11 protein-coding genes are annotated in these 14,749 nt (G+C 65.5%); 4 read left to right on the top strand and 7 right to left on the bottom strand.

All coding sequences use genetic code 11. The features are described from left to right. Positions 1–19: 19 nt before the first annotated feature. On the top strand, positions 20–994 hold the full coding sequence (gene meaB / locus ACXAG6_RS19740) for a methylmalonyl Co-A mutase-associated GTPase MeaB (RefSeq protein WP_475339746.1): 975 nt from the start codon (positions 20–22) through the stop codon (positions 992–994). 6 nt (positions 995–1,000) lie between these two features. Here meaB and ACXAG6_RS19735 read toward each other — a convergent pair whose 3' ends face one another. The 3 genes from ACXAG6_RS19735 to ACXAG6_RS19725 are packed head-to-tail and all read right to left on the bottom strand — an operon-like array spanning position 1,001 to position 4,389. Continuing rightward, positions 1,001–2,359: a sensor histidine kinase gene (locus ACXAG6_RS19735; protein ID WP_475339646.1), complete on the bottom strand. Its 1,359-nt coding sequence runs from the start codon at positions 2,357–2,359 to the stop codon at positions 1,001–1,003. Positions 2,360–2,366: 7 nt separating this feature from the next. After that, the gene (locus ACXAG6_RS19730; protein ID WP_140015208.1) at positions 2,367–3,089 is read right to left on the bottom strand and encodes a response regulator transcription factor; all 723 of its coding nucleotides are present in this window, start codon (positions 3,087–3,089) and stop codon (positions 2,367–2,369) included. 10 nt (positions 3,090–3,099) lie between these two features. Then, positions 3,100–4,389, bottom strand: coding sequence for a S1C family serine protease (locus ACXAG6_RS19725; protein ID WP_475339645.1), 1,290 nt, complete (start codon positions 4,387–4,389; stop codon positions 3,100–3,102). 173 nt (positions 4,390–4,562) lie between these two features. On the opposite strand from ACXAG6_RS19725, the gene ACXAG6_RS19720 reads away from it, so the two are divergent. Both ACXAG6_RS19720 and ACXAG6_RS19715 read left to right on the top strand, forming a co-directional pair. Further along, positions 4,563–5,192: a hypothetical protein gene (locus tag ACXAG6_RS19720; protein ID WP_475339643.1), complete on the top strand. Its 630-nt coding sequence runs from the start codon at positions 4,563–4,565 to the stop codon at positions 5,190–5,192. Positions 5,193–5,202: 10 nt separating this feature from the next. Beyond that, positions 5,203–7,359 carry a caspase family protein gene (locus ACXAG6_RS19715; RefSeq protein WP_475339642.1) on the top strand — a complete coding sequence of 719 codons (2,157 nt, stop codon included), beginning with the start codon at positions 5,203–5,205 and terminating at the stop codon, positions 7,357–7,359. A 33-nt stretch (positions 7,360–7,392) separates the two neighbouring features. Here the strand turns inward: ACXAG6_RS19715 and ACXAG6_RS19710 are convergent, their stop codons facing one another. The 4 genes from ACXAG6_RS19710 to deoC all read right to left on the bottom strand — a co-directional run bounded on the left by ACXAG6_RS19710 (position 7,393) and on the right by deoC (position 12,237). Next, entirely contained in the window at positions 7,393–8,220 is an 828-nt protein-coding gene (locus ACXAG6_RS19710) for an alpha/beta hydrolase (protein WP_475339641.1), read from the bottom strand. Between the two features lie 229 nt (positions 8,221–8,449). Continuing rightward, positions 8,450–10,777: an aldehyde dehydrogenase family protein gene (locus tag ACXAG6_RS19705; protein ID WP_475339639.1), complete on the bottom strand. Its 2,328-nt coding sequence runs from the start codon at positions 10,775–10,777 to the stop codon at positions 8,450–8,452. A 37-nt stretch (positions 10,778–10,814) separates the two neighbouring features. After that, positions 10,815–11,195 (bottom strand): hypothetical protein, encoded by a 381-nt coding sequence (locus ACXAG6_RS19700; protein ID WP_475339638.1) that lies wholly within the window; start codon positions 11,193–11,195, stop codon positions 10,815–10,817. Positions 11,196–11,241: 46 nt separating this feature from the next. Continuing rightward, positions 11,242–12,237: a deoxyribose-phosphate aldolase gene (gene deoC / locus ACXAG6_RS19695; RefSeq protein ID WP_475339637.1), complete on the bottom strand. Its 996-nt coding sequence runs from the start codon at positions 12,235–12,237 to the stop codon at positions 11,242–11,244. Positions 12,238–12,473: 236 nt separating this feature from the next. Here deoC and ACXAG6_RS19690 point away from each other — a divergent pair, with 236 nt between their 5' ends. Next, entirely contained in the window at positions 12,474–14,561 is a 2,088-nt protein-coding gene (locus ACXAG6_RS19690; RefSeq protein WP_475339636.1) for a methyl-accepting chemotaxis protein, read from the top strand. The last annotated feature ends 188 nt before the right edge of the window (positions 14,562–14,749 follow it).

Raw genomic sequence — 14,749 nt, 5'->3', positions numbered from 1 at the left:
AAAACGAGAGGGCGGCGGCGTGGACATCGGCGATCTGGCAGAGCGTGTGAAGGCAGGCGAGCGACGGGCGCTGGCCCGGGCGATCACGCTGGTGGAGAGCGCGCGGGCCGATCATCGCGAGGCGGCGGCAGAGCTGGTGGCCGAGGTGGGGCAGGGCGGGCGGCAGGCGCTTCGGATCGGCCTTTCCGGCACGCCCGGCGTTGGAAAGAGCACCTTTATCGAAGCCTTCGGCCTGTTTCTGGTGGAGCACGGACTGAAGGTGGCGGTGCTGGCAGTAGACCCGTCTTCGGCCCGCTCGGGTGGTTCGATCTTGGGGGACAAGACCCGGATGGAGCAGCTTTCGCGCCATCCCGATGCCTTTATCCGCCCTTCGCCCAGCCAAAGCCAGCTTGGCGGCGTGGCCCGCCGCTCCCGCGAGGCCGTGGCGCTTTGCGAGGGCGCGGGGTTTGACGTGGTGCTGGTAGAAACGGTGGGCGTGGGCCAGTCGGAGACGATGGTGGCCGGGATGGTGGACCTATTCCTCTTGCTGCTGGCGCCTGCCGGGGGCGACGAGCTACAGGGCGTCAAGCGCGGGATCATGGAGATTGCCGACATTCTGCTGGTTAACAAGGCGGACGGCCCGTTGAGAGACGTCGCCCGCCGCACCTGTGCCGATTATGCCGGGGCTCTGCGGCTGCTGCGCAAGCGCCCGCAGGATCCGGAGGGATTTCCCAAGGCGCTGCTGGTCTCTGCCGTCGAGGGCACTGGGTTGGAGGAGGCCTGGGCGGAGATGGAGGCCCTCGTGGCGTGGCGGCGGGAGCAGGGGGCGTGGGCGCGCACCCGGGCCGAGCAGGCGCGGCACTGGTTTGAGGAAGAGGTGCGCCACGGGCTGCTGCGCCGTTTGACGGATGACAAGGCACTGGCCGCGCGGATGCGGGAGCTGGGCGCGGCTGTGGCAGGGGGCGAGCGCAGCCCCGGTGAGGCGGCATCGGAGATATTGGCGCGGCTTGGCTGACGCGCTTCAGCCGAGGTCGTTGTATAGCTTCGGGAAGGTGATCTGGATCGCGAAGCCCTTTTCGGCTTCCAGCACCGTCAGCTTGGCCCCATGCCGCGTGGCGATGGCCCGCACCAGCGCGAGCCCCAGCCCGTGGCCCGCCACCTCGCGATCACGCTCAGCGCGGGCGAACCGTTCAAACACCGCCTCGCGCTCTTCGGCGGGCACGCCCGGCCCGGTGTCTGAAATGCTGAGGATGTGCCGCTCTGCAGTTTCCTCCAGCGAAATGGTGATTGCATCGCCCTCGCGGCAAAACTTGATGGCATTGTCGACGAGGTTGGAGAGCAGCTGTGCAATCAGGTTGCGGTCCCCCAGCACCTGACAGCCCGACTCGATCACCGCGCCATAGTCCAGCGACTTCTCCTCGGCGAGCGGCTCATAAAGCTCTGCCACCTCCCGGGTGATCTTGCTGAGAGACACTGGCACCAGCCCGGTGCCGCCACCGCTTGCGGCCTCGGCGGATGAGATTTCGAGCAGGCTGTCGAAAATGCGCACGGTGCCCCTGATTTCTGACGAGACGGCGGCAACGGCCTCCGGGTCGCCCTCCAGCTTGTCGAGCTTGCCCTGAATGCGGTTGAGCGGCGTGCGCAGCTCGTGAGCGATTGTGTCGGACAGGCGGCCATGGGCACGGGTGAGGTGGCTGATCCGGTCGAGCATGGTGTGAATATGCCGCTCCAGCGCGCCAAACTCATCGTCGGCGCGGGGGCCGGGGAGGCGGGCCGAAAGATCGCCCGCTGCAACCTGATCCGCGAGACGATTAAGGCGGTCGATCCGGCGCATGATGAAGCGGGACGCCAGCCAGCCCGCGGCGAGCGAGAGGGCGATGAGCACAAGTGCGGTGGCGAAAATCTGTGCCCGCGTCGCGGCCAGTGCGGCCTCGGTGGGCGCGCGGGAGCGGGCGACGAGCATGGGGAAGCCTCCGCGCAATTCGCGGGCAACGCCAAGGTAATTCGTGCCGGAGAGCGTGAAGGTAACGGGGGCGGTGGCGTCTATCTCGCCGGGGATGGGGGTTACACCTTCGGGCAGAGCCTCGATATTGCCGGCCAGCCGTGTGCCGTCCTTGCCCTCCAGCAGATAGAGCATCCCGGTTTCCGGCGCGGCGGCGGAGCGGAATTCCATCGCCTGACGCAGCGCGATGATCCGGCGCTGGTCATAGAGCGCCGCAAGACCGGCGAGATCGGCCGCCAGAAGGCTGCGTTCGCGCCGGTCCAGCTCGGCGGCTGTGGCCCGGTATTGCAGAGCCATTGCGCCGAGCGAAAACAGGATCAACAGAGCCGAAAGCCCGAGCGCCAGCCGCAGCGAGGCTTTGCCGCGAAGTCGCCGCACGCTTGCCTCAGGCCTCGGGCGCAAAGACGTAGCCTTCGCCGCGCGCCGTGAGGATGACAGGACGCCCGGCTGCCGCCTCGAGCTTGCGTCGCAGCCTGCCGACGTGCACATCGACGACGTTGGTTTGCGGATCGAAGTGCAGATTCCATACATTTTCGAGCAGCTGCATCCGGGTAACGGTTTCTCCGGCATTGCGGGCGAAAAAGGTAATCAGCTCAAACTCTTTCGGGCTGACCGCAACGTGGGTTTGGCCAATGTGAACGGTGCGGGCCTTGAGCCTTATTTCAACATCGCCAAAGGCCATGAGGTCATTGTCGAGCACCACCATCTGGTTGCGCCGCAGCAGCGCACGGAGACGGGCTTTCAACTCGTCGCCATCGAAGGGTTTGGCCAAATAGTCATCGGCCCCCTTCTCCAGCCCTTCGATCTTGGCGCCCGAGGTGCCAAGCGCGGAGACAACGAGCACCAGCGCCTTGGAGCCGCGCCCGCGCATCTTGGCGATCGCGTCCACGCCATCGCCGCCGGGCAGCATCCTGTCCATCACGATGACGGCGAAATCGGCCAGCTCTGCCGCCTTCAGCCCGCTCTCCCAATCGCGCATCACCACCGGCTCGCAGCCCAAGGCCTCGACGGCTTCGGTGATGGTTTCGGCTGTGGCGCGGTCATCCTCGACGATGAGAATGCGCGGGGTGGTTTCGGTTTCGGTCGTTTCCGGGGCGGTCTGTTCCATGGTCAGCATCTCAGAGCACCACCACGTCGGGGTCAAGCACGTTGCCACCGCCGACCGGGCGAAGGCGTGGGGTTTTGTCCCACGGGTCCAGATAGATATGCTCGGTACGGCCCTCGGCGTGGCGCACCAGAAGCACCATCGGCTCGGTGATCCGCAGGCTGGCAAGCCCGCCGTCGATTTCGCTCAGGGGTTTGCCGTTGACGGCAAGCACCTCGTCGCCCCGGCTGAGGCCCGCAAGATAGGCGGGCGAGTTCTCGGAGATGTAGGTAACCTCCGCCCCTGCGAGCCGCACGCCGAGGCGGGAGAAGGTGAAGGCGGGGCGGGCCGCGGGCAGGGTGGCACGATCTATGCCCGCGGTTTCGAGGTGCTCGGCACGGTCGAGCGGCATGGTGGCCAGAACGGTTTCGCCCGCCCTGAGCAGCTGCACCGCGATTCCGTCGGAGCCAAGCACGGCCTCCACCGCAAAGGCCACATCGCCGGGCTGCGACACGTCGCGCCCTGCGACCGAGATAATCACGTCACCGGCCCGGATGCCGGCGCGGTCTGCCGGGGAGGCCTCGGCCACGCTATCGACCAGAACCCCCTTGGCGGGCACGCCCAAGGCTTCTGCAAGGGCAGAGTCGATCGGGCGGACCTGAAGGCCGAGTGTGGGCATCTCCTTCAGGGTGCCGGCCACCAGCTGCGGCACGATACGGTCGAGATCCGCAGCGGAGATGGCGTAGGCCACGCCCACGTAATGCCGGGAGCCATCGGCGATTTGGCTGTTCATTCCAAGGAGTTGCCCCGCGCCGTTCACCAGCGGGCCGCCCGAGCTGCCGGGGTTGACGGCGGCATCGTGCTGGACCAGCCGGATCGGCACCGCTGCCTCAACCTGGCGGGCCATGGCCGAGATGACGCCCCGTGTAAGGGTGAACTCGATGCCGAGCGGCGCCCCGAGCGCATAGACCTGTGTGCCGAGGCCAGCGGGTGCAGGCGCAGGCTCCAGCCCCGGCCCGAAGGCCCCGTCCACCGCAAGAATGGCCACATCGCGCACCGCATCGCGGGCCAACACCTTCACCTTTCGCCGCTCGCCGGTGGCGCTGACCAGATAGACCTCGCGGGCGCGGCCAACGACATGGGCGTTTGTCACCGCCCATGTGCCATCGCGCCACAGAAAGGCTGAACCAAGGAATCGTTCGTGCCCGTCGGCGGAGCGGACGATGAGCGTGGCATCCATCGCGCGGTCAAGCTCTCCGGCTCGGACGGAAACGGGCAGGGCGACCATGAGGATGAGGAAGAAAGGGAGAAAGAGGGAGCGCATTTGGGTGGTCCTTCAGGCATGTGTCGTTTGATCCATGGCTAGCAGCGGCCCTGCGCCAAGCCACGTGACAAGTCTGGTCATGAAAGGGAAATTCAGCTCGGCGCAGTTGATCGGGGGGCACGGGCGGGGCAGTCTGAGGCTCGAAAACAACGCTCTTGCTGGAGACCCGATAGATGTTGCGTGCAAGCCTTCTGGCCCTGTCCTTGGCGCTTTCTGCCGCCCCCGTGCTGGCGGATGGCGAGCTGCCGCCACTGCGCGCGATGGAGATCTCGCGCGCGCTCTTCGAGGCAGGCCGGGCGGGGCGTGATCCGTTGATGATGGCCGCCGCGGCGCAGCTGCGAAAAGCGGTGCCGCTGGAGGCCGTGGCGCGGGCCGGGAGTGCGGGCGAAGCCGTGACCGGTGCCAGCCCGATGGGCTGGGAAGAGATGCTGGATGCTGCGGAAATGGCCGCAGGTGAGGATGAGGCGATGCGCGCGGTGATCGCGGATATTCGTGCCATCGCCACCAAGGGCGTATCAACCGGGCCGGTCTATTCGATCTCGCGGCTGGAGGGGAACAAGACTGACACCTATCAGCCCTTCCCCTTTGATGGAGGCAAATATGCCGAGGTTTACGTTGAGGGCGGGCGCGAGGCGGATCTGAACCTTTATGTCTATGACGCCGCAGGGATGCTGGTGTGCGCCGATACCGACCCTTCGGAGGTGGCCTATTGCGGCTGGCGCCCGGCAGAGAGCGGGGAATTCACCGTGCTTGTCGAGAACAAGGGCGCTGCCACCGACCAATATTCGCTGATGACGAACTGAGGATTTACCGATGAAACTCAAGGCTTTGCTTCTTGCCGGTGTTGCCACCCTGGCCGCTCTCCCGGCGCTCGCGCGGGAAAACCACGCGCTGCTGGTCGGGGCCTCTACCTATCCGGCGCTGGATGAGAAATTTTGGCTCAAGGGCCCGGCGAATGACGTTGATCTGGTGCAGACCTATCTGCTGACCAATGAGTCGATCCCGTTTGACGCCGAGGATGTGATCGTGCTGGCGGATGGGATCGAGGGCAAGCAGGCACCGACGCTGCAGGCGATCCGCGATGCCTTCAAGGAACTGGCGGAGAAGGTGCAGCCGGGTGACTTTGTGTATCTCCACTTTTCCGGCCACGGCTCGCAGGCGCCGGCGAAAGACCCGGATAGTGAGCTGGACGGGCTGGATGAGCTGTTTCTGCCGGTGGATATCGGGCCGTGGAATGACTCGGTGGGCGAGGTTGAGAATGCGCTGGTCGATGACGAGATTGGCGAGCTGATCGCGATGCTCCGGGCCAAGGGCGTGGACGTGTGGGCGGTGTTTGACAGCTGCCACTCGGGCACGGTGACACGGGCCGCGCCAACGGGTGCGGACGAGGAAAAGATGCGCAAGCTGGAGCCCGGGGCGCTGGGCGTGCCGCAGGCGGCGATGACGGATGCCGAGGGCGCCTCGCGGGGGCTGGAGAGCCCGCGTGAACGGGCAGATGCGCCGGTTGCCGAGAGCGAGGAGCGCGCGGAGGGGGAGGGCAGCTTTGTGGCCTTCTTCGCGGCGCAAACTAATGAAACCACACCGGAAAAGCTGATGCCGCGCTCCACCAAGGACCGGCTTCAGGGGGTGTTTACCTACACGCTCTTCGAGACATTGGCCGAGCGCCCGGGGATCACCTATCGCCAGCTTGGGCAGGAGGTGCTGCGCAAGTATTCGGTGAAGAACCTCGCCCGCTCGACGCCGCTCTTCGAGGGCGATCTGGACGGGGTTGTGTTTGGCTCCGGCGAGACGGCGGATGTGCGGCAATGGCCCGCCGAGAAGGGCGAGACGAAGCTGCGGCTGAAGGCCGGGAGCCTGCATGGGCTGGCCAAGGGCGAGCGGCTGGCGGTGATGGCTTCACCGGCGGATTCGACTGACGATGCAATAGGTTATGTGACGGTTGAGACCGCCAGCACCTTTGGGGCGACGGCGGTGCTGGAAGAGGGCAAGACGCTGGATGATGTGCCGCGCGGAGCCTTCTTGCGCAAGATCGACGCGGGCGTGGACCTGACGCTGCGGGTGGCCCTGCCGGAGGGCGAGGGTGCAGCGCAGGATGCCATGCGATCGGCGGCGCAAGTCATTGCAGAAAAACGGCTTCTCGGCGGTCGCTTCACCTTTGTTGCGCCCGGGGAAGAGGCGGACATTCGGCTGGCGGTGATCCCCGAGAGCCCGCGCCCCGATGCGATCTGGATTCTTGATGGCTCCGGCGCGGTGCCGGTGGCGGATCGTTCCGCGCAGACCGAGGGGCAACCGCCGGTGCTGAACTTCTCGACCGTGCCCAGCGTATCCACCGGCGACAAGGACGGCGAGGCGCTGGCCGAGGTTATGGCCGAACAGTTTGCCCATATTGGCAAGGCGCTCAACGTGCTGCGCATCGGCGCGGCCAGTGCGGGCAATGGGCTGAACGTGCCGGTGGAGCTGCACCGCGCCCGGTTTGACGCCGATGCAGGCGTCATCATTGAAGAGAGCCGCGCACCGATGGAAAGCGGCAACGTTCCCCGGATGATCCCAGGTGACACGGTGGGCGTGCGCGTGGAAAACACCACCGATCAGCCTTTGGACATAAATGTTCTCTATGTCGGGGCCGACTATTCGATTACATTCATGGGCAAGGGACGGATGCAGCCCGGCGGGATCTACAATGAAGACCTGTCGTTAATTTCCGATGAATCTTTCGGCCGTGACCGTCTCGTGGTGATCCTGTCGCCTGCGGGAGAGCAGAGCGACGTGGAGGATTTGAGTTTTCTTCAGCAGAACCCGCTGGTGCGCACAAGGGCTGTGAGCGCCGGGCCCGAGGGCTTCAAGGGGCTGCTCGACGAGGCCGGTTTTGGCCAGAAAACAAGGGCTGCGCTCCCGCTCGGCGGCAAGAAAAAAGGCCCCGAGCCAGTGATCCTGCAGTTCGAGATTGATACCGTGCCGGGTGAAGGTTGAGTGGTGGCAACCTGAGCCCTGAAGGCTGCGGTATCAAGCGAGGGGGTTGGGCCTGTTTGGCGGCTCGGCCCCTTCGTCTGTCAGCCATTTGGTGAGGCTGTGCTCGGGATCAAGAAGGAAGTCTATCACGTTGAAATGATGGAGATCGGGCAGCTCGGTGACCTCTGCGCCGGGCCACTGCAATGCGTGGGCCTGGGCGAGAAACGAGGGCCGTTCAGCGGCACCGACCACGGTGTGGACCGGGGTTAACGGGGCGGGCTGAAGGGCGGGACTCTCGGATTTTGCTTCGGTTTCAGTGAGTTGCAGCGTGTCATTCAGCGGAACCTCCCGCAGGGGGCGCAGGTCTGTCAGCGGGGAGATCGGCAGGCAGCGGGTGATGCGGGCGCGGGCTGCGCCGAGGTTGAACGCCGGGTCGAGCATGCGCAGGGCCAGATGGCCGCCTGCAGAATGGCCGGTGATGGCAATGTTTCCCTTTGTTTTCAGGGCAATGGCACTGACGGCCTTTGCCATTGAAACGGTGATTTGGGCCACGCTCACCTCGGGGCAGAGGGGATAGGAGGGCATCGCCACGGCCCAGCCTCGGGCGGTGGCCCCTGCGGCGAGGTGAGACCAGTCGCTGCGGGTGAAGGCACGCCAGAAGCCGCCGTGGATGAAGATCACGGTGCCCTTGGGTTGCGCCGTGGCCGGGTAGAAAAGATCATACTTCTCAGAGGGATGCGCCCCGTAGGGCTCGTTCAGGCGGGCCCGGCCTAGTGCGGTTTCGACAGAGCGGTAATCGCGCGCAGCCTCGGCCCAACGGTCGGGATAGCTGGCCCCATCCGGGATAAAGGGGGCGTTGTCGAAGGCTGTGGGGTCGGTCATGCGGAAATGCCTGTATGGCGGGGTGCGGAGGGCGTTAACCCGCAAAGGTTAACGGGCCACAAGTGATGCACAACCCATGCACATCCCATACCTATGCGTTTTTGCAAGATGGCGAGAGGTTAACGGGCCGCACGCTGCGGATTTGGGGCGCACGGCATGTTTGAGGTGCTGGGGCGGGGGTGGGAGATCCTCGGGTCGGGGCCCGAGGATGACTTTTGCGGGGGAGGTGTCAGACGCCGTAGGGGATCCAGACAGTTTTGATTTCGGTGGCGGCTGCCAGCATTTCGCGGCCCTCGGTGGCCGGGTCTGTCCAGTCGGGGAAGAGCGAGAAGGTGCGTTTGAGGTTGCCCGCGCTGGCCTTTTCGATCCCGGCGGTGAGGCTTGGGGAGGAGAAGTTCCAGACAGAATCCACTTCCATGTGCTCGGCGAGGGTTTTCGCGAGGTCGGCGTGCGGGCCGGTGACGATGTTGACCACGCCGCCGGGGACGTCGGAGGTGTCGAGCAGCTGGTAGAAATCGGTCGCGATGAGCGGGAAGGGCTCGGAGGGGCAGGCGACGATGCGGTTGCCCATCGCAATGGCGGGGCCAATGGCGGAGATTAGGCCGAGGAGGGGCTGGGCGGGGGAGCAGAGGGCGCCGATCACGCCGCAGGGCTCGTTGAGGGCGAGCGCGGTGCCGCGCAGGGGCACGGGCTTGGCGGCGCCGTCCAGCTTGTCGGCCCAAGCGGCGTAGGCGAAGAGGCGGGAGATGCTGGCCTCGACCTCGGCAGTGCCAGGTTTGCCGGTGAGGGCCTTGATGCGGGCGGCGAACTCGGGTGCGCGGGCGGAGAGGTTTTCGGCGAGGTAGAATAGGATTTGGGCGCGGAGGTGGGCGGAGGATTTGGCCCATCCGCGTGCGCCTGCGGCGGCTTCGACGGCGTTGCGGATGTCCTTTCGGGAGCCGGTGCCGACGTGGCCGAGCAGCTCGCCCTTGGGGCCGTGGATGGCGGTGGAATAGCCGGAGTCGGGCCGGGCCTGCTTGCCGCCGATGTACATTTTGGCGGTGCGGTCGAGGGGGTCGGCGGGGGCGCCGTTGCCGGTGAAGGCGGTGGGCGTTGTGGCCTTGTTCGGGGCTTTGGCGGGCTTGGAGTAGGCGAGCAGGCCCTCCCATCCGCCCTCACGCCCGAAACCGGACTCGCGGATGCCGCCGAAGCCTGCGGCGGCGTCGAACATATTGGTGCCGTTGATCCAAACCACCCCTGCGGCGAGTTGCGGGGCGACGTGGAGGGCGAGGTTTATGTTTTCGGACCAGAGGGTTGCGGCGAGGCCGTAGCGGGTGTTGTTGGCGAGCGCGATGGCTTCATCCGGCGTGCGGAAGGTGCAGGAGACGAGGACAGGGCCGAAGATTTCTTCCTGCATCAGCGTGGAGGAGGGCGCGAGGCCGGTAATGAGGGTGGGCGGGTAGAAGCAGCCTTCCGGGAGGTCGGTTTGGGCGGTGTAGGTTTCGCCCTCGGTGTTGTTTGAGACCATCTCGGTGATGGTTTTCAGCTGGGTCGGGTCGACCACGGCGCCCACGTCGATGCATTTGTCGAGCGGGTCGCCGATGCGCAGGCCATCCATCCGGGCCTTCAGCTTGGTGTGGAAGGCCTCTGCGATGCCTTCCTGCACCAGAAGGCGCGAGCCGGCGCAGCAGACCTGGCCTTGGTTGAACCAGATCGCATCGACGAGGCCTTCGACGGCGGAGTCGATGTCGGCGTCTTCGAAGACGATGTAGGGGCTCTTGCCGCCCAACTCGAGGGTGAGGGGGATGCTGCGGCCTGCGGTGGCCTCGCGGATGCGGCGGCCGACGGCGGTGGAGCCGGTGAAGGCGAGTTTGTCGACAGGGGCGTTGACCAGCGCTTCGCCGGTGGCACCGTCGCCAGTGACCACGTTGAGCACGCCTGGCGGCAGGCCCGCCTCGGTGGAGATTTCGGCGAAGAGGAGGGCGGTGAGGGAGGTGTATTCGGCGGGCTTGAGGACGACAGTGTTGCCCATGGCTAGGGCGGGGGCGACCTTCCAGGCGAGCATCAGGAGGGGGAAGTTCCACGGGATGATCTGGCCAGCGACGCCGAGGGGCGCGCGGTCGGGCAGTTCGGTCGGGGCCAGTTGGGCCATGCCGGCGTGGTAGTAGAAGTGGCGCTGGGCGAGCGGCACGTCGATGTCGCGGGACTCGCGGATGGGTTTGCCGTTGTCGAGCGTTTCGAGCACGGCGAAGAGGCGGGAGTGCTTTTGCAGCAGGCGGGCGAGGGCGTAGAGATACTTGGCGCGCTCATGGCCGGAGAGGGCGGCCCATTTGGGCTGGGCCTTGCGGGCGGCTTTGACGGCCTTCTCAACGTCCTTGGCGGTGCCTTGCGTAATCGTTGCCAGCTTGTCGCCGGTGGCGGGGTTCTTCGTGGGAAAGCCCTTGGCGGGCTTGTTGAAGGCGCCGTCGATGAAGTGGCCGAACTTGCGGTTGTGCTTTTCCAGCCATGCAGAGGCCTCCGAGGCGGACTCGGGGGCGGGGCCGTAGGCGAGGGTTTCGAAGATTTCGGGGACGTTCATATCGTGAGTCTTTCCGTTGCGGCGCCGCGCGGGCGTGTCAGGGGGTTCCCTTTGGGCGTTGGGTGCGTCCTCGGAGCTGTCGGCAGAGATCCTCGTTGGTCTCCGTCGGGACGCTCATTCCGGCTGCCTCGCGCAGTGTGGAGGACGTGTGGGTGGCCGATTGCAGGACACCCCGGAGCAGGGCAAAGCGGAGGAAGGTCGGGTGGATATCATAAGCTGCCAGATTACGCGTTTCGGCCAGTTTGGTTGCGTGGAAAGTCAGGAACATGTCGAGCGAAAGGGCGAGGTCTCGCAACTCGTTTTCAAGCCTCCAATGCAAGGGCCATTCCCGTTCGGCCCATTTGGTCATGCGGTCAAACTCCCGCGCCACGATGGCCTGATCGTGGGTCAGAGGCGATGGTGCAGGGGCGTCGTCCATTACGGGTTCGGGTCCACAGCGTTTGTCCGGGGAGGATGGGGGAGGCTCATCCCATCGCGTGCCGGTATGAGGCCGAGTAGGCACCGGTGATATGGTGCTCCAGTTGGCGTTCGATGTCTCCCAGCAGGGAGGAGGCGCCGAAGCGGAAGAGGTCGGGCTGGACCCAGCGGGGGCCGAGTTCGTCCTTCAGGAGGGCGAGGTAGAGCAGGGCGTCTTTCGCCTTGGAGATGCCGCCCGCGGGCTTGTAGCCGACGCGGTGGCCGGTGGCGTCGAAGTAGTCGCGGATGGCGCGGATCATCACGAGGCTGACGGGCAGGGTGGCGTTGACGCTTTCTTTACCCGTTGAGGTTTTGATGAAGTCGGCCCCGGCCATCATGCAGACCAGCGAGGCGCGGGCGACGTTTTGCAGGGTGCCGAGCTCGCCGGTTGCCAGGATCGCCTTGACATGGGCGGGGCCGCAGGCGGCGCGGAAGGCCTTCATCTCGTCGTAGAGCGCCTGCCAGTTGCCGGTGAGCACGTGGCGACGGGAGATGACGATGTCGATCTCTTCGGCCCCGGCCTTCACGCTCTCTTCGATCTCGGCGAGGCGGAGGTGGAAGGGGGAGAGCCCGGCGGGGAAGCCGGTGGAGACGGCGGCGACGGGGATATTGCTACCGCGCAGGGCCTCGACGGCGGTTGGCACCATATCGTGGTAAACGCAGACGGCACCGGTGGTGAGGCTGGGCAGGCCAAGGGCCGCGAGGATATCGGCGCGGACGGGCTGGCGGGCCTTGGCGCAGAGCCGGCGGACCCGTCCCTCGGTGTCATCCCCGGCCAAGGTGGTGAGGTCGATCAGGGTGATCGCCTTGCAGAGCCATGCGGCCTGAAACGCCCTTTTGACCGAACGGCGGCCCGGCAGCGTGGCGGCGCGGCGCTCGATGGCGGAGGTGTTGGCCTGCGCCCGCATGACCCAGTCCATATCCAGCTCCAGCCCCGGATTGCGGGCCAGGGTGAGCTGGGGCAGGTGGGCCGTGTCGGCTTTGGCTTCGGTCTTGGTGGTCACGGGCGGGGCCTCCTCGGCGCAAAGCGTGGCATGGGGCGGGGGTGTTGGCAACGGGATGAATTTTACCAGATGGTCAAATCGGCCACAAGGTTGGGCTTTCACGGCGGTGCGGTGGGTGGCGGGCAGCGCTCGATGGGAGGAAGCGGACCGGGCAGGCCGCAATTCTTGGATGCTGGCAAAACTTCCTTAACACAGTTCTGCGACACCTCCGCCCGGAGTGAGTATGGAGACGCGAAATGGGCTTTGCAGGATTCGGTCGCAGCCGGGAGGTTGAGCGTGACCCGATGGTACTTCTTGGCGAGGCGGTTCAGGCCACCTATGCGGTGATCTGGTTTTCTCCTGACGGCACGATCCTTGATGCGAACGAAAATTTTTGCGCCGTCGTCGGGTATGGCCACGGCGAGATTGTAGGGCAGCATCATCGCATGTTCGTGCAGCGCGGCTATGCGGCGAGCGAGGATTACAAGGCTTTCTGGCAGGGCCTCGCCCGGGGCGAGAGCTTTACTGCCGTCTTCCCGCGCATCGCCAAAGGCGACAGGAATATATGGATCGAGGCGGCCTATGTGCCGGTGCGCAATGCGGCGGGCGAGGTTGAAAAGGTTGTGAAATTTGCCACCGATGTTTCGGAGCGAGAATTTGCGGCCATCGACTCGCAACGCAAGCTGGTGGCCTTGGACAAGAGCCAGGCGGTGATCGAGTTTGAGCCTGATGGCACGATCGCCTCGGCCAACCAGAACTTCCTTGATGCAGTGGGCTATGAGTTGGACGAGATCGTTGGCCAGCACCACCGGATGTTTCTGCGCGAAGACATGCGCGAAACGCCGGAATACCAGACCTTCTGGGATGATCTGGCAAAGGGCGAGGCCAAGGTTGGCAAGTTTCGCCGCTTTGCGAAGGGCGGGCGCGAGATGTGGCTTGAGGCCACTTACAACCCGATCATCGACAACCGCAAGCAGGTGGTGAAGGTGGTGAAGGTTGCCGCCGACATCACCGAAACGCGGCTGAGGGCGATAGATTCGCAGGGCCAACTTGCCGCGCTGGGCCGAAGCCAGGCGGTGATCGAGTTTAAACCCGATGGGACGGTGGTGGAGGCGAACGACAACTTCCTGAAGACGCTGGGATACACCGCCGAAGAGATCGTGGGGCAGCACCACAGCATGTTTGTGGACCCCGAAGAGGTGGAAACCGCGGGTTATGAGGCCTTTTGGCAGGATCTCGCATCGGGCACCTTCAAGGCGGCGGAGTTCAAGCGGATTGCCAAGGGCGGGCGCGAGGTGTGGATTCAGGCGAGCTACAACCCGATCTTCGACTCCGACGACAAGGTTGCGAAGGTGGTGAAATTCGCCACCGATATCACCGCCCAGAAAGTGGCGATCAGCGCCTTTCAGAATGCGGTTTCTCGGCTGGCGAGCCACGATCTGGGGATCAACATCAATGTTGACGTGCCCGAGGAGTTTGGCCGCCTGAAGGAGGAATTCAACCTGTCGCTGGCGGCGCTGTCGGACGTGATTTCGGGGATCTCCGGGCGGGCCGATGCGATTTTGACCGAAACCGGGCAAATCTCGGCTGCTGCGCGCGACCTCAGCATGCGCACCGAAAAGCAGGCCGCCGCGCTGGAAGAGACGGCGGCGGCGCTTGACGAGATGACCTCTTCCGTGCGCGGCGCGGCGGGCAATGCCGATGACGCCGCGCAAACCGCGCGCTCGGCCGAGGAAAGCACGGCGAGCGGGCTTGAGATGTCTCGCAAGGCTGTTGAGGCGATGAAGGAAATCGCCGCCAGCTCGGAGCAGGTTTCAAACATCACCAGCGTGATTGACGAGATTGCCTTTCAGACAAACCTGTTGGCGCTGAACGCGGGCGTCGAGGCGGCGCGGGCGGGCGAAAGCGGGCGCGGCTTTGCGGTGGTGGCCTCGGAAGTGCGGCAGTTGGCGCTGCGCTCCTCGGACAGCTCGCGCGAGATTGCCGAACTGGTGGCCTCCACCTTCGAGCGGATTCAGGCCGGCGTGAAGCTTGTGGATGATAGCGGCACCGCGCTGGAGCAGATCGCGGGCTACGTGCAGGACATCCGCGCCAAGGTGGCCAGCCTTGCGACCTCGGCCAAGGAGCAGTCGGTGGGGCTCGACGAGATCAACTCGGCGGTCAACGAGCTGGATCAGGGCACGCAGCAGAACGCGGCGATGTTCGAAGAAACCAGCGCAGCCACACAGGCGCTGGAGCGCGAGGCGGAGACGCTTTCGGGCAGCACGAGACAATTTCGGTTCGGTGAAGTGGCAGCCTCAGCCGAGGCCGAAGCGCCGCAGGCCCAGGCGGCCGGGGCGCGTTAGCGACGGTGGATTGTGCGGTGAAGCGGCGCGCCCGGGCAGCGGCCGCGTGATGTGCCGAAGAGTGAAGCCCCGCAACCCTCCCCTTACCCCCATCGTCGGGCCGCGATCCCTGCGCAATCTTCTCCAGTTCGCCCCACACCCTACCCCACATCCGGGCGAAGCCTGAGTAAATCACTCGGTTGGGGTTG

The sequence above is a fragment of the Vannielia sp. ABF1_015 genome (genome assembly GCF_056160745.1).
The sequence above is the reverse complement of the archived record's forward strand: the minus strand, read 5'-3'. Positions and strand labels throughout refer to the sequence as shown.